This is a genomic window from Apilactobacillus zhangqiuensis (assembly GCF_019656215.1).
GTDB classification, from domain to species: Bacteria; Bacillota; Bacilli; order Lactobacillales; family Lactobacillaceae; genus Apilactobacillus; species Apilactobacillus zhangqiuensis.
This window is the reverse complement of record NZ_BPLK01000002.1, coordinates 1-22,363: the sequence shown is the minus strand read 5'-3', so window position 1 is coordinate 22,363 and position 22,363 is coordinate 1. Positions and strand designations below refer to the sequence as shown.

Here is a 22,363-nt window from a genome sequence, read left to right as displayed (position 1 = left end):
CAAGAAAAGAAACTAGAGCGTAAATTAAGTTCTAGACAGATGCAAATGATCGCCCTTGGGGGAACAATCGGGGTTGGTCTATTTATGGGCGCCAAGTCCACAATTGAATGGACTGGTCCTTCTGTATTGCTAGCATATGCAATTGCTGGTGTGTTCTTATATTTAATTATGAGAGCTTTAGGTGAAATGTTATACGATAACCCAATAAGTGGTTCATTCTCACATTTTGCTTCTGAATACATGCACCCCATTTTCGGTTATTTGACTGCTTGGTCAAACATTTTCCAATGGGTTGTTGTTGGTATTTCAGAAATGATTGCTATTGGTACTTACATGCAATTCTGGTGGCCATCAATTCCATCTTGGGTACCCGGAATTATCGCGGTAGTATTCTTATGTATCGCTAACTTAATCTCAGTTAGTGCCTTTGGTGAATTGGAATACTGGTTTGCTTTAATCAAGGTTGTTACTATCATCGCAATGATTGCCGTTGGTTTAGTAATTATCGTTTTAGGTTTCAATGGTATTGGACCTACTGGTATTTCTAACCTATGGTCACACGGATTCTTCACTGGTGGTATCAAAGGATTCTTCTTCGCACTATCAATCGTGTTCGCTTCTTACCAAGGAATCGAATTAATCGGTGTTACTGCAGGTGAAGCTGAAAATCCTAAGAAGACTCTAGTTAAGGCTATTCAAGACACTATTGGCCGTATCTTAATCTTCTACATTGGATCAATCTTCGTAATGCTATCAATCTACCCATGGGATAAGATTGCTAACATCGGTTCTCCTTTCGTAGAAACATTCTCACAAGTAGGTATTACAGCTGCCGCTTCAATCATTAACTTTGTTGTTTTAACAGCCGCTCTATCAGGTTCTAACTCAGCAATTTACAGTTCAAGCCGTATGTCATACCTATTAGCACAACAAGGTCAATTACCTGACAGATACAACAAGATTAATAAACACGGTGTTCCATACATCTCTGTTATTTCAATTGCTACTGGTATTTTATTGGGAGTTATTTTAAACGTAATTCTTCCTCTATTCTACAAGGGAGCAAATCAAATCTTCGTATATGTATACAGTTCATCTGTTCTTCCAGGTATGGTTCCATGGTTCGTAATTATCATGTCAGAACTTAAGTTTAGAAAGCAACATCCTGAAAAACTAGTTGGTCATCCATTCAAGATGCCACTAGCACCTTTCTCAAACTATCTAACATTACTAGTACTATTCATTACTTTAGTATTTATGTTCTTCAATGATGATACAAGAATTCCATTGATTGTAGGGATCGTCTTCTTAGCATTAATGACAATCCTATACTTTGTTAGATTTAATAAGAAAGAAAACTAATTCATATTAAAACTAATTTAGCCACCCTTTTGCTATTCAAGGGTGGCTATTTTCATGTTAAAATATTAGTTACGTTTGTTTATTATTTACAAACAACATTTGACAAATTAACAAAAAAGATTAAAATATAATCAATTTCTAATCATTTTTTAATAAATGAGATGCCATCTTGTTTATACATACGAAAAGAGGTAATTTTTATGGCGAATCTATTCAAACGAATGAATCGAAAAGAAGATCCAAGTGTTTATGAGCAAAAGGATTCTAACTTGGTCAGATCATTGACTACAAAGGATTTCCTAGCTTTAGGAGTTGGAACAATTGTTTCTACTGCTATTTTTACCCTTCCTGGTATCGTGGCCGCTAACAATGCTGGTCCTGCGGTAACAATCTCATTCTTACTTGCGGCTATTGTCGCTGGGTTGGTCGCTTTATCCTACGCAGAAATGGCTTCAGCCATGCCGTTCGCCGGTTCTGCATACTCATGGATTAACGTTGTTTTTGGAGAATTCTGGGGCTGGGTTGCCGGATGGGCACTTCTAGCAGAATACTTCATCGCTGTTGCTTTCGTGGCAGCCGGATTATCCGCTAACTTCCGCGGTCTGATTGCACCGCTTGGAATTAACTTTCCTACATATTTAGCTAACCCTGTCAGTGCAAAGGGCGGATTAGTTGATATTTGTACCGTTGTTGTAATCTTCATTGTAATGTTCTTGATTACACGTGGTGACAAGCAAACTTCTCGTGTTGAAAATGTATTAGTAATTTTAAAAGTAGCTGCCGTATTAGTATTTATCGTTGTCGGTGCTACTGCAATCCACTTCGCCAACTACGTTCCATTTATTCCTGCTCACCATGTTAATGCCGATGGTACTAGCTTCGGTGGCTTTAGCGGAATTTATGCCGGTGTATCAGTAATTTTCCTATCATACATTGGTTTTGATTCAATTGCTGCAAACTCTGCAGAAGCAAAGAACCCTCAAAAGACAATGCCTAGAGGTATTATCGGATCACTTGTAATTGCCGTTACATTGTTCGTTGCTGTATCACTAGTTCTAGTTGGTATGTTTAAGTACACTAACTACGCTAATAATGCTGAACCTGTTGGTTGGGCCCTACGTCAAGCCGGTCACCCAATCGTTGCTTCAACTGTTCAAATCATTGCTGTTGTTGGTATGTTTACTGCCCTAATCGGTATGATGATGGCAGGTTCACGTCTACTATACTCATTCGGTAGAGATGGAATGCTACCTAAGTTCTTAGGTAAGGTTAACAAGAAGAGTCACCTTCCACTAAATTCAATCATTACTATGACTGTAATTTCTGTTATTATCGGTGCCTTCCTAACATTTACATTCCTATCACAACTAATTTCAGCTGGTACATTGATCGCCTTCATGTTCGTTTCAATTGGTATTTACCCACTTAGAAAACGTGAAGGAAAAGACATCAACATGCCAGGATTTAAAGAACCATTCTTCCCTGTTATGCCTGCTCTAGGTTTCCTAGCTTCTCTAGCAGTATTCTGGGGACTAGATAACGATGCTAAGATTTATGCTCTTGGCTGGTTCATCATCGGTATGGTTATCTACTTTGTTTATGGTATGCACCACAAATCAAGAAACCAAGCAGCCGAAGTTAAATCAAATGATAATGAATAATTAAACCAAAAAAAGAGGACTCAAACGAGTCCTCTTTTTTTATGCTATTTTCTAACGTATAGGTCAATCCAACCTTCGCTATGATCTTGATAGTTAAATCTCATATGACGAAGTCTAGTGTAGTGTTTCTTCAAGAATCTAGTATCAACCTTCCATAGTCTCCAGCCCTTACGGTACTTAGTAACTACGAACTTGTATTTTAGTGAATGTAAGTAATCACGTTGTGCATCATACATTGGCTTGTATGTGATGTTGTTTCTAATAAAGAAACGGTTATCAGCATGTGTTCCTGTGTAAGTGTATAAACCAACATCTAGGAAACGGTAGTTCAATAATGACTTATCCTTAGACTTGTTAATAATCTTAGAATATTCATATTGATATGATTGACTAGGTTTTGAGTAATGTAAGCTTGTACGGTAATTTCTGTTTGTAACAAAGATTCCTAATAAAGCTAACACTGACAATCCCCAAATTAAGTACTTCTTGTTGTATAGATACTTATCGACTAGTAATCCTAATTCAAACAAGTAGAAGATGATAAATGGTTCACAGGCGAATAGGTAGTATGAGAAACTTGCTCCACCTACTTCGTAAGTTGCTAGGATATCAATAAAGACGATTAAAACAACTAATGCCTTGTTACTATCATGCATCTTTGCTTCACGCATGTATCTAACAACTGCGCAAATGAATAGTGCAATCATCAAGTAGTAGACAGTTCTGATAATAACTAGGTGATGTGAAAAACCAAATGTTGGGTATTCCATCTTAAATAGCGTGTATGCGAACGATGCGTTTTGCACATGGTAATGTGTCAAGTTTAGGTAGAAATAGTCGTTAAATAGGAATTTTAAGGCTCCTGTGGACCAATAAAGAATAATGATTGGTAAAGTTACAGATAAGAATCCGACTAAAGCGTCTAAGATAATCACAAACAACTTCTTGAATCGTTTAGTGAATAGACATGCTAAACCAACATAAATAAAGAATATTACCCAAGGAATAACTAATGAATATTTAATCCAGAATAAAATTGCAACAAAGCATCCATTAACTATGTAGTAACGACGTGGCATATCAAACCAATTGTATTGAATACATGAATATAACAAGATTAATACAAAGGTCATAGCGTATTCTTCTGGTAAATCACCATAGTAGAAGATACGGCTGGTAAATGCCAATGGAATAAATAAGAAACTGCAGAACATTGCTGTTCTTGCGCTTAGTTTCATTGATAAAATTCGATTAATGTACGCGATATCTAGGAACAACAACAATGATTCAATTACATAGATAAATGTAAAGGAGTTGTATGAAAAGATCGCATTTGCGGAATGAATTAAGTAAATTAATGGTCCCCTGTTATCGAATAAATCCTTGTAGGGAAGTAATCCGTGTAGTAATCCTTTTCCAACAGTATACATTGTATTCGCGTCTACTGATCTATTGAACTGGTAGAACGGCGAAGCTGTTGTTAAAAAGAACATACAAACAAAACTAATCACTAACATCAAAATGTTCTTCGTGGTTAGTCTATTTATAATTTTTTTCATTTTCTCACCTCATCTTGTAATGATAATCCAATAAAAATAAAATAGCTATAAAAAAATTCCCCAAAATGAAATTTTTTAGGGAATTTTTCAGATTTAATTAAAGATTTTATTTTTCTTCTTGCGCTTGAGCAGCTTGACCTAAGATGTTTAGGTAGTGGAATGGACGGTCAAAGTTTGGTTGGAATAACATATCAACCATTGCTAAGTCATCAATTGTGTTCTTGTTTTGAATAAGAACAGATAATGTGTTAGCTGATTGAGAAATGTCGTAACGACTCATTAATGATCCACCTAAGATACGACGAGTACTTGGATCGTAAACTAGTTCCATTAATACCTTTTCAGTTGTTGGCATGAATTCTGGACGGTAGTTATCTTCAACAACTACTGAGCTTGCTTTCATACCCTTTCTTTCGGCCATACCAACGGTCATACCAGTAGAAACTAATGCATAATCATATAGTTGTAGACCAGATGATGATTGAGTTCCCATGTACTTAGTTGTTGGTTTTTCAATGTTTTTACCAACTAGAATACCTTGACGAACAGCGTTAGTTGCTAATGGAATGTATTCGTTAGTTTCACTTGGGTTGAAGTGTACGGCAGCACTGTCACCGGCAGCAAAGATATCTGGGTTTGATGTTTGCATGTATTCGTTAGTGATGATGGCACCGTTATCCATCATATCAACCTTACCAGTTAATAGTTCAGTGTTTGGTTGGAAACCAACACATAGGATAGCCATGTCGGCTTTGATGTCGTGATCACCAGTTGACAATGTTAATTCATCATCACCTGAGAATTTTTGTACACGAACGCCTAGTTCTAATTTTACGTTGTGGTCAGCGTAAAGTTCTTCAATCTTGTCAGTGAACTTCTTGTCAAAGTACTTTGATAGAACGTGACTGTCACTGTTGATTAAAGTAGTTTCGTGACCGTGGTTTGAAAATGCTTCTGCTAATTCAGCACCAATGTATCCGGCACCAACAACAGCGATACGTTTGTGGTCCTTAGCCTTTTCAAATAGGATTTGTGCATCGTGCCAGTTCTTGCAGAAGAATACGTTCTTGTTATCGCGACCTTCGATTGGAGGAAGAACAGGACGTGAACCTGTTGTCATAACTAGCTTGTCGTACTTGTCAGTAAATACGTCGTGTGAATCTAAGTTTTCAACTTCAACAGTCTTAGCGTCAGTATCTACAGACTTAACACTGTGTAGCATTTTAACGTTTGCACCTAAATCGGATAGTTCCTTAGGGTTTGAGTAGAATAAACCTTGAGGATCCTTAACCTTACCATCTAGGTATAATGCGATACCACATGATAAGAATGAAATGTTGTCATTTCTTTCGTATACAGTAACTTCTGCATCTGGGTGTTCTTTTAGAATTTGTTTAACAGCGAATGTACCTGCATGTGTACAACCAATAACAATAACTCTCATATTGTAATACCTTCTCTATTCTGTAATTTTCATTTATATTTTCTCTACAAATCTAATTATATGTATTGTGAATAAAAACACAATAATTTTATTTCACCTTAAGATAAATTTAACATTTGATATATTAACAGTGGTTATAGCTCCCTTTAACTTTGTGTAACATCTCACTGAGTTTCACAAATGCACAAAAAAACAACGGAATTTTCCGTTGCTTTCGTGCTTAAAATAATAAATCTTTCTTGCCTTGTTTACGATTATACGCAATTAACGATAAGTAAGAAGATATTAATCCGATTATGAAAATGGCAATCGACATGGCATCTATCGTGTTGGTAGTTGCTGTATTTGCATACATTGAATGCATTGAAAAGACAAATGCCGAGTAATCCATCAAGGCATGTAGCGTGATAGAAACCCAGATATTTTTACTTATATAGTAGACGGTCGCTAATACAAAACCTAATCCAGCTGCGTAAATTACCTGATTGGTGGTATCCCAAAATGGTGCATCTGCGTAATTCAACATGTGTAGTGATCCAAAGATTACGCTGGAGAAGAAGATACTCTTCATGACTGGATACTTCTTGAATCCTTTTAACATGGCACCCATCATGACTCCTCTAATAGAGATTTCTTCAAACATCCCTACGAACAATGCCTCAATTAGTCCAACACCAAAAGCCAGTGAAATATTCAATGCATCCATATGATGTAATAGACTATCCCAGACAATTTTGTCACCTGCAAATGCCACATTGATAACAGTTAGCAAGATTAGTAGCCATCCCGCCTTAAACATGTTGATGTATCCACCCTTTTGATGCATGACGTCAATATTCCATTCTCGTTTGGCATATATCAATAGAGCAATCGCAAATACCGCCCTTAAGATGCCAGGTTCCATTTGTCCAATAACCTTATGGGAAGTTGTGTAAATATTTATATATATCGGAGTTAAACTGGTAAGGTTTAACGCAATAAAAACAATCAGCAATACCCAAAAGGTAATTGCCCACATCTTGGTTAATTTCATATTATTTCCTCGCTTTAATTGATGAAAATATCATAACATACAAAAAAAGAATGCCAAAATGACATTCTTTTTTGTGTTACTTGTAACTATGCTTAAATTTGCTCATTGCTTTGTAGTATTTAGACATGGTCTTGTTGATTTTTGTAACCTTTGCCTTTAGTTTTTTCAAAGCAGCACGGTTCTTCTTAGTGTTATGCTTCTTTAGATTCTTGTTAGCCTTAGCTTCTTGAGCCTTAACATTAGTTAATTCAGCTTTGGTCTTGTTTACTAAAGCAACATTCTTGAAGTAACTAGCTAAGCCGTTCTTTCTCTTATTAAGCTTAGTATATGACTTCTTAGCCTTGTTGTACTTCTTAAGAAGATTCTTGTATTGAGTTGAAAGCTTCTTTGCAGTCTTTTTAGTGTGTTTCTTATTTAGGTTCTTCTTCAACTTAGTTAGTTGTGCTTTTTGTCTTGATAGATTCTTCTTGTCGCTAGCAAGCTTACGTTGAATAGCAGTTAATTCAGATCGTTTAGGCGCCTTTTTGCCCTTTTTAGAGCTGGTCTTTGATTCATTGTTTGCACGATCATTAACTAAATCACCGGTGTTTTTATCGTAGTAAGAATATGAGCCATCTAGATTTTGAACAGCTCTTCCCTTCACTTGTTCACCATTTCTATCAAAGTAAAGGATACGTCCATCTAGGTTGACTTTACCGACAACCATATCTCCACTATTTTTGTCATAGTATGAATAGGTTCCGTTGGCATTTTTAACGAATCTGCCTTTGACCTGTTCCCCATTAGAAGCAAAGTATAGCTTGCGACCGTTTAAACTAACCTTACCAGTCTTCATATCCCCACTATTTTTATCATAGTATGAATAAGTTCCATTGGCATTTTCAACGAAACCACCTTTGACTTGTTCTCCGTTAGCGTCAAAGTATAGAGTGCGTTTACCGACCTTGACTTGTCCGATAGCCAAATTACCGTTACCTTGATCATAATATGAGTAAGTTCCATTGGCATTTTCAACGAAACCACCTTTGACTTGATAACCATTGTTGTCAAAGTACATCTTGTTACCATCAATGATTTGGTTACCAAACACAGCTTTATTGTCATTTCCAAAGTAATAGAATGGTCCATTTGTATATGCTTGAACAAATTGGTTTCTTGCCAGTTTACCATTAGAAGCAACGTAGTATTGAATTCTGCCATTTGCATCATTCTTGTATTGGTTTAATTCTGGCAATCCATTGTCATCGAAGATATATGCATTACCCATTGAGTTAATATAACCGGTTTGAATATGGTTATCCTTTAGGTAGTAGAAAATTTTAGCGTTTAGTGGTGATTGTACGAAAGTATCATTACCTTGAATAATACCGTCACCATTAATGCTTAAGCCATCATTACCCCAGGTGGTATTTGTTGCTAATTTTCCATCTGTACCGTAATAAGATAATGTGCCATCAGCATTCTTTACAACATCGTTATTAACGATTAGGTAATTACCGTCAGCATAGTATTTATCACCATTGACTGTAATTTGTCCCTTAACAGCCTTACCATCATCGCCAAAGTAGTACTTTCTTGTGCCGTAGTTTGGCGTGATATCGGAATCATTATTAATGACCTCGAAGTTATCCTTTAGCATATTACCATTGTTGTCGAAATAATAAGTACCGTCATTTGTGAACACTACTGTATTTTTAACTTCGTAACCGGTTTGATCATCAAAGTAATTATTGTTAAACAATCCGGTCTTTCTAATTCCATTTTCAAAGTAGACAGTGTTGCCATTAATGGTATCGAAACCGGTTTGGTTATTTCTGCCATTGTTTGAAGAACTGTTAGAAATAGCCATAATAAGTGCAGCTAATTTGTTTTCTAGACTTTTGGCTTGTAGATAATTGTAGTTAGCAATGTCTAAGTACAATGATTGGGTGGCATCATCTTTATCTTTATTCTTTACAGTTGTAAGATATTGTTCAGCCTTAGCTAAATCAGCTTGTGCTTGATTATTAAGGTCATTAGCTTGTTTATCTTGGTTGGCATCTTTATCTTTAATATTAACTAGTGATTTATAGTCATTCTCTACATCTTTTCTAACATCTTTAATGTTTTGGGAAACTGAATCTGATGTAATTGATGCAGCATCCCCGCCAAATTGATAGTTATCAATATTAGCATTTCCTTGGACGCTCATTGTGTATGGTTCGTTTTGTTGTGAAGTATAGTTCACAATATTGTATGATTCATTAGCCTCTGGAAGGTAAACTTCCACTGTTGAATTATCTACATACAATTGCATCTTTGTAATATCAGTAGTGCTTAGCGGTGTAGTAACATCCTTATCCATTTTTGGATTTAGGTTACTCTGGCGATTAACTGTGATTCCATTATTGTCGACAGTAATGGTAATTGTTGATTCTGCACGTTTTAATGTAATAACCTTAGGTGATTTTGAATCATCAAAAGTAAAGTCATATTTGTTGTTAACGTTTGCCAATAATGAATTATTGTTACTGCCAATTCTATAGCTATTAACCAACTTACTGTTTGGTTCGATTGGAATATAGATTAGTGACTTAGTATTACTATCAAATTGGATTAATCTTGGTAATGTGATAGTACCAGCGTGCTTAGTTAAGTCATCATAAGCAGGAGTTCCGATTGGTGAGTATAACCAGTTACCACTCCAGTTGATGTTAACTAACGCATCTGCATTTTTACCATCTTCATCTAGGTATGCATAGTTACTTGCGTAAGTGTCACCTTGATTGGCATCACCGTCTACTTGATGGAATTCAGTATCCTTTACTTTGAAGACACCATCTTGGTCAATGGATCCCTTAACGTAAGCATTACCTCTTAAGTTATCACTATGCCAACTAAAGAATAGTAAAGCTTGACCATTAACAATCTTCACAATCGGTGTTTCAACTTCTAGTTTTTTGTCATTTAAATTCGATACGTCAACGTCTTGTTTAGGATCATGGGTCCAATGAACACCATCGTCACTGCTAAGGACATAGAATTTCTTTTCCCATCCACCAGCAATGTAAGCATACATTTTTCCATTTCCTTTTGTTGATCTTTGAACAACAACATCCCTAAAGTCCCCTGTATTTGGACTTGGGATTTGATCAATCGACATAACAGGTTGTGATTGGTAAGGCTTGTATTGTTCATCATTATTGCTGTACATTAAGAAAATTTCTTGTTTGTTATCGATGGCACTAAAGTAAGCAAGCTTGGCGTTATCATCAATTTTATTACCCCATACATCATGACTTAGCAATTTGTCATTATATAAGACTGAACCGGTGGCAACGTATGACCATAACATATGGTCTTGGTTATTCTTATTTTCATCAGACATTTGGTTAACCTTGTAAGTCTTATAAGGAATGGCAACGTTTTTAATTGAAGTTGGATCAGCCTTATCAAAGGCAGAAAATGTCTTAAAGTCCTTAGTTGTTGCGTGGTACCATTCGTTAGAGAATCTGACATCACTAGGGTATGGGTTGTATAAGAAGTAAACGTCATAGTAATCAATTGTTCCAGTTTTAGGATCGTTATTATTATAGTGAGGAACGATTGATTGAATATCGTTTGAGAATCCACGAGGCGTGTTGTAGTGGTAATTTTGATTAAACGCTGAATTGGTCATCAAAGACGCTTCAGTTTTTGAGTTATCTTCGGTCAAAACACCATTTAAATCGGCATGGTAATTTTTACCATCAACGGTTACATATTGGTTTGTGACTAATTCTCCGGAATCCGCTGAGAAATACATTTGTTTGCCGTTAACTTGGACAATTTGTCCCTTTACCTGTGTGCCGTCATCGTTAAAGAACAAGTGTTGATTATTAACATCTTGTAGTCCGGTTAGTAAGTAACCATTATTATCTGCATATACATATGATCCGTTGTAAGAAATGAATTGGTTACGCACTAAGTTACCATTAGCCCCGTCAAAATACATGCGATGACCATTCACATCAGCGATTGAACCTTTAAATTGATTACCATTATTGTCGAAGTATTGTTCATTACCATCAATTGAAACTAAACCTTTAGCTAAACTACCATCTGACATAACAAATTGGACGTTATTATTGTTTAGCTTATATTTCGTTTCACTATTATTAGTGTAACTACTAATTTGGTCAGCAGATGCCTTAGTGTCGTTGCCATAAAATTGTGTAAGAGCGAATAAAGGAATAAATGCTGATGTCATGATTGCTGCGTTAATCCAGTGTTTACCTGATTTGTAACTCTTATAGTGAACCTTTGTATCGTTATTGTTGAAATTCATGTTTTTCCCCCTAAAAAAACGAAAATATTATGTAAAAAAGTGAGATACCAGAATTGGCATCTCACTTTTTCTTACTTGCGCTTGTTATAACTAGTGATATAACCATTAAGCTTGCTTATTGTGTTTTTCAATGCTTTCAAAGCCTTTGTAACTTTCTTATATGTTGCTTTGTTGCTCTTTGAATTATTTCTGTTAACTGCTTTTTTTGCAGCTAAAACATTCTTATTTTCAGATGCAACAGCTTTCTTCTTGGCAGATAATTGTTTCTTAACAGCCTTCAAGTCTTTGGCAGAAACTACTTTTCCAGTGTTAAAGTTAACAGTTCCATTTTTTCTTACCTTGTAGGTAACGGAGCTGAACTTAGCAGTACCAGATGTCTTCATTCTTCCATTGCCATCAAAGGCATAGTATTTACCAGAAAGTTTATGAACTCCTGATCTGACATGGTTCTTGGAGTTTAGCAAGAACTTACCAGCAGAAGTAACAATTAACTTGTTAGGAGCGTAAACAACTCCCTTTTTAACAGTAATTGTCTTGCCCTTGTACTTGAATGACTTGGTAACTAGTTGTGCATTAGATGCATTGTAGTAAGAAATGGTCTTATTCTTGTTTACAACCATCTTGTTCTTAGCTTGCACACCATTGCTGTAGAAGTAGTACTTCTTACCATTGATTGTTTGATGACCCTTAACTACATAACCGTTGCCATTTGCGTAGTACCATTGCTTGTTGTATGAGAAGAAACCATTCTTAACAAGGTTTCCAGATCCAGCAGCGAAGAAACGTTTAATACCTTTGGTAGTTACGAATCCATTTTTAACTTGGTATCCATTTTTATCGAAGTATTGAAGGTTATTACCAGTGTTCAAGAATCCTTTGTGAGCATAACCGTTCTTATCGATATAAACGATTCTTCCAATGTTATTACTCAAATAGTAACCTGATGATTGTGCTTGAATACCATTTGGTTGGTAGTAGGTTGTTGTTCCGTCAGGGTTTGTCACCATCGCATCTCTAACATTCACGCCGTTTGGTAGGAAGTAGTATTGGTATCCGTTGATGATGGTTGGTGTTGTTACGAAGTTACCTTGCGCATCAACGTAGTACCAGTTACCACTTTCATCCTTTAAGAATGAATTAGTAGCAACGTAACCACTTGGTGTGATGTATCTTTGTTGACCATCAATAGTGGTAATACCGTAGTTAACAGTTTGACCTAATAATTCCTTAGGTAATACGGTTGCCTGAATCCCTGGGTTATCAGAAGTTAACACAGTGAAGTATCCAGCACCATATGAGTTACTCAATACATATTCAGCACCACGACATTGAATGTTAGAACCATTTAGGTACTTAGCATCCCATACCTTAATCTTGGTTGAAGGATCGATTGTCTTACCTGTTGATACTTGTTTTGTTGTAAACAAGTCTGGGTACATCTTTTGTAGTTGACTTAAGAATTCACCACCGTACTTAGCTTGGTAGTCAGCCCCTGAACCTTGACTGTATGAATCATATAGCATGTTAATCAAGTTGGTCTTATCGCTAAGAACACCTAATTGGTTTACACGAGTTGCTGAAACAACTTGTTGTTTTGGCAACATATATAGTTGATCTGGCACAAAGTCCATCAATACCTTTAGGTTTTGAGCATGTAATGCCTTGATTGCTGTAGTCAATTGTTCTGCAGTACCGTACTTAGTTGGTGTGTTAAATCCTAGGTCATATCTATCATTGAATGAGTAACCATTTTGAACAGTTGAGTCCAAGAATGTTCCATCGTTTGTTGAACGGTATTGTGGTGGTAATTCAATGTTGGTAAATCCTAGGCCACTAAATAACTTAGCATTCTTTGCAATCACTACGTTTGAGTATTGTGATTGTTTAGTTGGCATGCTTTGGAAGTTAGAGAATGCTTCAAAGATAACGTTTGAATCTAAAGCAGCGTTTGAGTGGTATGACTTACCATCCTTAGTTACCTTAGTACTTGGTGCAGTTCTTACATCTTGTTTTGCAGATGCTCCAACTGGTACCCACATTGATAGGTATCCAGAAACTTGTGGATTGGAGTATCCCTTAATTGCTGAACCAGTAAGAATTAAGCGACCCTTTGAATCGGTGTAAATAACACTCTTCTTGGCACCCTTGTCAGTAGCATAGGTAGTAATACCCTTCTTAGTGGTATTAACCAATGGTCTGTATGCTTGGTTCTTGTGAGCAGCACCCATGTAGATAACTACTTTATCCCTCTTACCTAACTTAAGTTTTGGATTGTTACTTTCAATAACAGCAATACCAGATTTTCTAGTTTGCTTAGTTCCCTTTGAAGTAACGGTGTTAGCACCCTTACCAAAACGAACTGATACTAATACCTTATTCTTACCCTTATTTACTGCAAAGGTCTTCATTGCTTGACCACCGGCCACATACTTAACTCTTCCTTTAAGCATTGCGCTAATTGAGTTGTAGTATGGAGTCTTAGTTGCCATAAATTGACCATTATCGGTGTACAAATCACCGTAGTATACACGTGGTGTTGTATCCTTGTTGGTCAACATCAATGCGTAGGCTGCTGGAATGTTGTATTGAGTATATTTCTTGTTAGTACTCTTTTCATCGGCATTGTAAATCTTAAATGCCTTGTTAATTTCATTCCAAGTTGGGTTTAATCCATTGGCAGTTGGATTAATCTTATCTTGAATAATTTTAGCAATAACAGTTTGAACACCGGCATCATGGGCTCTGACGATTGAGTAGTTAGGAATAGCTGTGTTGTAAGTACTATCTTTTCTTCTGTTAACAACACCAGCGGTAATTAACTTGGCGATGTCAGAACGTTTCTTAGGATTATTAGATAATACATTAGCTAGTGCATCCTTAAAACCACCATCGATGGTCATTTGGTTAGATCCGTTATCCTTTAGATATTGAGGATCGTTTGCACTCCAATCTTCTAGGATTGATAAATGATCGTTTGCATTCTTATCATTCTTGTTAATGCCATAAGCATCCTTGTAGTAATCTGCAATGATATTTAAAACATCTGCATCCATGTTATCAACGGCATCGACACGGATACCATCAAAGTTAGCATCCTTATCGTTTTGAGTGATGGTACCGAAGTTCATCATGTAGTGTAGCCAGTTAAGTGTTTCAGCTTGAACAACTGGATTTGAATTATCAACGTCGTTTGCTAATAAGAATTCATAACCTATGTAACTGGTCTTGTTGTAGTTTAAGATTCCATTTTGTTGAGATGGGTTTCTATTGATTAAACGGTAATCTGAGTTAGCATTTGGTGTTTGTGCATTGTTACCGTAAATTAATGATCCACCTTGGAATCCATCATTTAAATCATAGTTTTCACTGGAAACATTCCATTGAGATTGGGAATTTACAAAGTTAGTGAAAATAGTTTTAATTTTATCTGTTTGTCCATTGTTTGCTTGAATGTTTTTTTCAATGTTCAATCTCACGGTGGCAGCTGCTTGATTTAATTGAGCAGATGTATTTTTTGAGCTAAATTTACCGGATACTAATCCTTGTTTGCTCATATAGTTTAAGTAATCAATTTCTACTTTTTGTGATGGCCACCATACACTTAATAGCGGTCTAAAATCGTTGGCAGTAGAGTCTCTCCACTGACTGTCACTAACTTGGATTTGTTTTGGACGGTACCATGAATCTGCTGTAATAAAACCATTTACATTAGTAATGTTTTTATCATCTGATGAATAAATTGCTGTCTTATCTGATGCAGCAATTGTTCCAGATGCAAAATTATTAGTAGTGTTTGTTAAAACACCATCTGGGCCGAAGTAATATGAAGAACCGTTATCAACAATAACTTGTGACTTAACTTCTGTATTATCGTTGTAGTAATAAGTCTTACCATCAATGTATTTAGTATGTGATTTGAAATCATCTGAAGCATCTGATGCTAGTTGTGGATTAACACTTTGTGCAGCACTAGCTTCTTTTGCACCCGCAACAGTTACAGCTTGCGAATTCACGCTTGAAGCTGATGAAGGTGCTGCTGATGATCCATTAGACATCGCTGAAGATGAACCTGCACTAGATAATGAAGATACACTACTGCTTGTCTCTCTGCTAGAAGCAGATGATGAAGCAGATGATGACAACTTATCAGAAGAATCAGACTTTACACTTTTATCTTCATTATTCTTAACTAATGTGTCTGTACCAGTTGTTGCAGCTTTTGCAGACAAATTACTACTATTAAAGCTAACAAATGTAATTGCCATCGCACCAGTGATGATACCGGCAGTTATCCATTGTTTTCCAGCTTTATACATTTTGTAATGTAATTTTTTATCATTATTACTGAAATTCATAATTACCCTCCAAATAAATTTCGATGTACAACTGTTAAAATTATATCAAATTTCTTTAGAAAAATAAGGTTATTTTAATATAATTTTAAGAAAAATAATATTTTAAACTAATTGAAATAATATTGTTATAATTTTATCTTTAGATTACGCATACAAGACTTTTAAATTACAAAATTTTAAAGTTTCTGAAATAAAAATTTAACAAAAAAAGAATACCTAAAAGGGTATTCTTTTTTAACGTCATTATTTTTTCTTATTTTTCATTGATGAAACTTTCTTAAAGTTGTTAACAATGGACTTCTTAAACTTAGCTTCGTCATCCTTACACTTTTTGATGACTTTATTAAGTTTCTTTTCATCCTTCATGTCTTTTGCGTAAGCTCGTTTCAACTTTTTACTTCTATGATGTTTTAATTTTTTCTTATCCTTAGCTAGCTTTTTCTTTACACTATGCAATGCCTTTTGATCTTTTTTAAGGTTCTTGGAACTCTTTAAATATTTCTCAACAGTATTTTGTTCAGCAACAAGAGCTAAGTAGTAATTCTTATTAGATTTATATTTTTCTAACAAAGCGCTGTACTCTTTTTTCAGCTTCTTGGAACTGTGTTTCTTAAGTTCAGCTTTGAGTTTATTTAATTGTTTCAACTCTTTCTTCACTAGTTTGTCTTGGGAAGAAGCTAATTTATTAACCTGTTTCAAACTCTTAGTGGTCAACATCTTACTTTGAATCTTTTGGTTTTCACGCGTCTCAGTTCTTGAAAGAGTATTTGATTGATTGTCCCCTCTATAATCGTTGGAACCTTGATTATCATTTGTAAACTCTCTATTACTCAATTCTCTATCATTATTAACATTTACATTAGATTGAGATGGCTTTGATTCATTTGAGTTTGTCTTAGCTTGTTCGTTATTGCTTGGTTCACTAGTGTGAGTACTTGAGCTGGATTGCACTTCATGACTTGATGCACTACTTTGTGCACTTGAACTTGTTTGTTCTTCGTGACTTGATGCAATGCTTTGGGCGCTTGAACTACTTTGTTCTTCGTGGCTTGATGCACTGCTTGGAGCACTGGAGCTACTTTGTACTTCATGACTTGATGAAATGCTTGGAGCACTGGAGCTACTTTGTACTTCATGACTTGATGAAATGCTTTGTGCGCTGGAGCTACTTTGTACTTCATGACTTGCTGAACTACTTTGTGCACTTGAACTGCTTTCTGATTCATGACTTGCTGAACTACTTTGTGCACTTGAACTGCTTTGTGCTTCATGGCTTGATGCACTGCTTTGTGCGCTTGAACTGCTTTGAGTTTCATGACTTGCTGAGCTACTTTCAGCACTTAAACTTGATTGTGCTTCGTGGCTTACTGAGCTGCTTTGAGCACTTGAACTGCTTTGTGCTTCATGACTCACTGAGCTACTTTGTGCACTTGAACTACTTTGTTCTTCATGACTCGCTGAGCTACTTTGTGCGCTTGAACTGCTTTGAGTTTCATGACTTGCTGAGCTACTTTCAGCACTTGAACTTGATTGTGCTTCATGGCTTACTGCACTGCTTTGTGCACTTGAACTGCTTTGTGCTTCATGACTCACTGAGCTACTTTGTGCACTGGAGCTGGATTGTGCTTGATGGCTTACTGCACTGCTTTGTGCAATGGAACTGCTTTGAGTTTCATGACTTGCTGAGCTACTTTGTGCACTTGAACTACTTTGGGCTTCATGACTTGCTGCACTGCTTTGAGTTTTATTTGCAGCTGATGATCCAGGATTAGTATTATCTGTGGTAGTCAATATACCATCATTTCCAGCATGGTAATTAATACCATTAACTTCGATATCTTGGTTTTGCTTCATTACCCCGTCATCACCAAAGAAGTATTTATCACCATTGATATCAATTAGACCTTTTGTTGTCTTGTTATTACCATCTAAATGATAAGTTTTTCCATTTATGGTTACGAAGTATTGTGGCATATTCATTTGACCATTAGAGTTAAAGTGAATGATATTACCATCGAAGTTAACATCAGATGTAGCTAAATATCCGTCTTCAGCAGTGTAGTATGAGATAGTTCCATCATCATTAAATACATATTTACCTTTTTCTTGGACACCATTTTCATCAAATAACACTTGATGATCATTGATATGTTGAACACCTTTGACAAGTTGTCCATCATCCCCAGCGTAATATACATTACCATCGTTAATAATGAATCTATCGCTTACAACTGCACCTGATTGACCATCTAGATATAGTTTTTTACCGTTTATATTTACAAACTTACCTTTTTCTTGAACACCATTATCGTCAAAGTACATATCTTGACCATCGATTTGTTGGTATCCAGTTACTTTAAGCCCTTCAGCATTTAGATAGTATATATTGCCATCATTAAATACGAAATTATTTGTGACTTGATACCCATCTGATTCATTAAAGTACTTTTCTTGATTACCAATTGTGATAAATTGACCCTTCACTTGGGTTCCATCAGAATTGAAGTATAGATAATGATTACCAATTTCTTGATATCCAGTTACTAAATCACCATCTGCATTGGCATAAAATACGTTTCCGTTATATAAAACAAAACGGCTGGTAGCTTGAGCACCTGTATCTTTATCGAAGTACATTAACTTGCCGTTTAAGTTAACAATGACATCCTTAATTTGTGAGCCATCTTCATTGAAATACATATGTTGGTCATCAATTAATTGATATCCAGTTACAAGATGACCTTGGTTGTCAGCATAGTATTCTTTGCCATCATGAATAATGAAGTCGTTCATAACTTCAGAACCATCTTTACCATTAAAGTAAACCTTTTCGCCGGAAACATTAATAAATTGATCCTTCACTTGTACTCCATCAGAGTTAAAGTATAAGTTCTTACCATTGATGTTTTGGTAACCACTAACAAGATAGCCATTATCGTCAGCGTAATATACGTTTCCATCGAACAATACGAACTTACTTTGAGATAGTTCACCACTATTTTCATCAAAGTACATCTTATGACCATTCAATGTAACTACTGCACCCTTAATTTGCTTACCATTGTTATCAAAGTATAGGTTCTCATGTCTTACACGTTGTAATCCCTTTACTAAAGCACCATCTGAATCAGCGTAGTACCATCCGTTATCGTAAGAAATAAATCTGTCAGTAACTAGGTTTCCAGATCCATCATCAAAGTACATGCTAGTGCCGTTAAAGTTAACAATTTCACCCTTAATTTGATATCCATTTTCGTCAAAATATTGAGTATTACCGTGAATATCAACAATACCAGTGTCCAATGTACCCTTATCGTTAACATGTAGCATTTGGTTTATATTCTTACTGAAGTAATATGCTGAAGTTTGAGCCATATATCCATTATTTTGATAATAGTTCATTGTTCCATCATTATTAACAGCAACGAAATCTCTTAAGTTAATACCATTTGATAAGAAGAAATACTTGTTTCCATTAATAACTTGTGGAGAAGTAGCGAAATCACCATCATTATCCACGTAGTACCAATTACCATTGTCATCTTGAATAAAAGTGTTTTTAGCAATGTAACCACTGGTTGAAACATATTTGCCCTTACCATCAATAAACTTCAAACCATATTCAACGTTATTGCCTAACAGTTCGTTTGGTAGGTTAGAACTCTTGATGTTTGTATTGCCATCATCCACAACAGTGAAGTAGTTTGAATTTGGTGTACTACTTAATACATATCCAGCTCCACGTCCTTGAATATTGGAACCATTTAAATATTCAGCAGTCCATACCTTTAATTTCTTAGAAGCATCGATTGTTTGTCCTGTTGAAATTTGTTTAGTGGTAAATAAATCAGGATATAGTTTTTGTAATTCTTCTAGGAATTCTCCACCATACTTATATTGATAGTCGGTTCCTGAACCCTTACTGAATGCATCATACAAACTATTAATAAGATTTGAATTAGCATCTGGATCACCATATGCATTTGTTCTAGTAGCATTTACAATTTGTTGATTTGGCAATGAGTAAATTTGATCAGGAACGATATCTGCAAGAACTTTAATACCTTGAGCATGTAATGCCTTAATTGCATCCATCAATTGTTCAGCTGTACCGTATTTGGTTGGTGTTCCAAATCCTAAATCATATCTATCGTTAAATGAATAACCGTTTTGAACAACAGAATCAATAAATGAACCATCAGTTGTTGATCGATATTGAGGTGGCAATTCTAAGTAAGTAAATCCAAGATTCTTAAAGTCTTCAGCATTCTTTTGAATAACAACATTTTCATATTGATCAGTTGTTTGTGGAAAATCTTGGAAGTTAGAAAAAGCTTCTAAAATAACATTTGAATCTGATGCATCGTTAGAATGAATAGCTTGTCCGTCTGTAGTTGGTGTTGAGCTTGGTGCAGTTCTAATATCTTGGTTATCTGCGGCTCCTAGCGGTACCCACATTGATAAGTATCCAGATACTTGAAGGCTGGCATATCCTTTGATGATGCTTCCATCTAATGTTAGGTCACCATTGTCATCAGTACGAGCAACAACGTAGCCGTTGTAACTATCACTATCAAAAGTTGCAATACCAGAATCAGTAGCTGTTAATAATTGACGATATTCTTGATTCTTATGAGCTGCACCCATGTGAATAACAACCTTGTCCTTAGCAGAAAGAGTCAAGGTAGGATTGTTACTTTCAACAACAGCGATTCCAGATGTTCTAGTTAGACTATCTCCTAAATCATCTGCATTTTGTGCACCCTTACCATATCTAACAGATGTAAGAATGGTGTCTTCACCATTGTTTACTTTAACTGCTTCCATATGTTGTCCACCAGAAACATACTTAACCCTTGATTTAAGCATTTCAGCAATTGAATCGTAGTATGGTGTCTTTTGTGCCATAAATTGGCCACCATCAGTATACATATCACCGTAGTAAACTCTAGGAGTTGTATCTTTATTGGTTAAAGTTAGCGCATACGCTGCTGGAATATTGTATTGTGTGTATTTTTTAACGGTACTATTTTCATCTGCATCGTAAATCTTAAATGCTTCTCTCATTTGTTCCCATGTGGGGTTGGAAGCTGATGCATGTGGATCGATATTATCAATGATAATTTGTGAAATTATGTCTTGAACACCCGCATCATGGGCTCTAACAATTTCATAATTTGGAATTGCTTCGTTGCTTGTATTGTCATCTTGTCTGTTTACAACACCCGCATTAATAATAGTAGACATATCAGATCTCACTGCAGGATTGTACATTAAAATTGAACGTAATGAGTTTAGGTAACCACTATCAATGGTCATTTGGTTAGTTCCATGATCCTTTTGATAGTATGGATCGTTTCCACTCCAGTCTTCTAGAATAGAAAGATGGTTATCTGAATTAACGTCATTGGCATTAATCTTATATGCATCCCTGAAGTATTGACTAATAATATTTAAAACGTCAGCATCCATGTTATCAACGGCATCAACACGAAAACCATCAAAGTTTGCTGAACTATCATTATTAACAATTGAACCGAAGTTCATTAAGTAGTGCAACCAGTTCAATGTTTCTGCTTGTACTACTGGATTAGAGTTATCCACGTCATTAGCTAATAAAAATTCAAATCCCGGATCTGATGTATGGGTATAATCAACTTTTCCGCTTTGTTGAGTTGGATTTCTGTTAAGCAATCTATAATTTGAATTTGCATCTTTGGTTTCGTTGTTATTTCCGTAAAGAAGGGCTCCACCTTGTAAACTATCGCCGGAATTATAGTCTTCACTATTGATGTTCCATTCATCTTGAGAATTTACAAAAGTGGTAAATAAAGATTTAATTTCGTCTAAATTACCGTTATCAGCTTTAATTTTATTTTCGATACTTAATCTAACAGTGGCAGCTGCTTGGTTAATATCGTTAGCACTGCTGTTACTGTCAAATTGACCACTAACTAAGCCGTTTTTACTCATGTAATTTAAGTAGTTAATTTCCACAGTCTTATTAGGCCACCACACACTTAATAAAGGTCTAAAATCTGCGTTAGTAGAGTCTCGCCATTGTGTGTCGCTAACTTGAATTTGTTTAGGACGGTACCATGAATTAGCAGTTAAAAAACCGTCAATATTTGTGATTGATTTACCATCCGGTGTATAAATAGATAACTTATCTGATGAATTAATTGATCCATCTGAGAATTTTGAATTGAATGTAGTTAAATAACCATTTGGGTCAAAATAATAATATGTGTCATTGTCTTCAATCAACGCGGACTTCACTTGATTATTGTTAGAATCATAGAAGTATGTTTTTCCATCAATTTGCTTTGTGTGTGCTTTCAAACTGTCTGAAGCATTTGAAGCTAATTGCACACTTAAAGACACAGATGCAAATGATGATTGTGATGAACTATCACTTGCATTTGATGATTGGTTTGAATTGCTTGCTTGTGATGAACTAACGCTCGAGTTTGATGATTGGTTAGTATTACTAGCTTGTGAGCTTTCTGTTTGTGATGCAGAACTAGAGCTAGCTGATTGTTCTGAATCTTTGGAGCTAGATGATGTTTCTGTTTGTGATGCAGAACTAGAGCTAGCTGATTGTTCTGAATCTTTGGAGCTAGATGATGTTTCTGTTTGTGAT

The 22,363-nt window shown here is 35.7% G+C and carries 8 protein-coding genes; 2 read left to right on the top strand and 6 right to left on the bottom strand.

Annotation, left to right across the window (positions count from 1 at the left end; translation table 11 throughout):
- Positions 1-39: 39 nt before the first annotated feature.
- Both K5Q07_RS01325 and K5Q07_RS01320 read left to right on the top strand, forming a co-directional pair.
- Complete coding sequence (locus tag K5Q07_RS01325; protein ID WP_220729417.1) at positions 40-1,362, top strand: amino acid permease; 1,323 nt, start codon at positions 40-42, stop codon at positions 1,360-1,362.
- 200 nt (positions 1,363-1,562) lie between these two features.
- Positions 1,563-3,023 carry an APC family permease gene (locus tag K5Q07_RS01320; RefSeq protein WP_220729253.1) on the top strand — a complete coding sequence of 487 codons (1,461 nt, stop codon included), beginning with the start codon at positions 1,563-1,565 and terminating at the stop codon, positions 3,021-3,023.
- Between the two features lie 44 nt (positions 3,024-3,067).
- Here K5Q07_RS01320 and K5Q07_RS01315 read toward each other — a convergent pair whose 3' ends face one another.
- The 6 genes from K5Q07_RS01315 to K5Q07_RS01290 form a co-directional block, all read right to left on the bottom strand.
- Positions 3,068-4,582 (bottom strand): hypothetical protein, encoded by a 1,515-nt coding sequence (locus K5Q07_RS01315; protein WP_220729252.1) that lies wholly within the window; start codon positions 4,580-4,582, stop codon positions 3,068-3,070.
- A 106-nt stretch (positions 4,583-4,688) separates the two neighbouring features.
- Positions 4,689-6,026: an FAD-dependent oxidoreductase gene (locus K5Q07_RS01310; RefSeq protein ID WP_220729251.1), complete on the bottom strand. Its 1,338-nt coding sequence runs from the start codon at positions 6,024-6,026 to the stop codon at positions 4,689-4,691.
- A gap of 220 nt (positions 6,027-6,246) precedes the next feature.
- Positions 6,247-7,059 (bottom strand): CPBP family intramembrane glutamic endopeptidase, encoded by an 813-nt coding sequence (locus K5Q07_RS01305; protein ID WP_220729250.1) that lies wholly within the window; start codon positions 7,057-7,059, stop codon positions 6,247-6,249.
- A 76-nt stretch (positions 7,060-7,135) separates the two neighbouring features.
- The gene (locus K5Q07_RS01300; RefSeq protein WP_220729249.1) at positions 7,136-11,365 is read right to left on the bottom strand and encodes a KxYKxGKxW signal peptide domain-containing protein; all 4,230 of its coding nucleotides are present in this window, start codon (positions 11,363-11,365) and stop codon (positions 7,136-7,138) included.
- A 71-nt stretch (positions 11,366-11,436) separates the two neighbouring features.
- Positions 11,437-15,720 (bottom strand): glycoside hydrolase family 70 protein, encoded by a 4,284-nt coding sequence (locus tag K5Q07_RS01295; RefSeq protein ID WP_220729248.1) that lies wholly within the window; start codon positions 15,718-15,720, stop codon positions 11,437-11,439.
- Positions 15,721-15,963: 243 nt separating this feature from the next.
- Positions 15,964-22,363 (bottom strand): glycoside hydrolase family 70 protein (locus tag K5Q07_RS01290; RefSeq protein WP_285289173.1); only part of this gene is annotated, 6,400 nt, incomplete at its 5' end.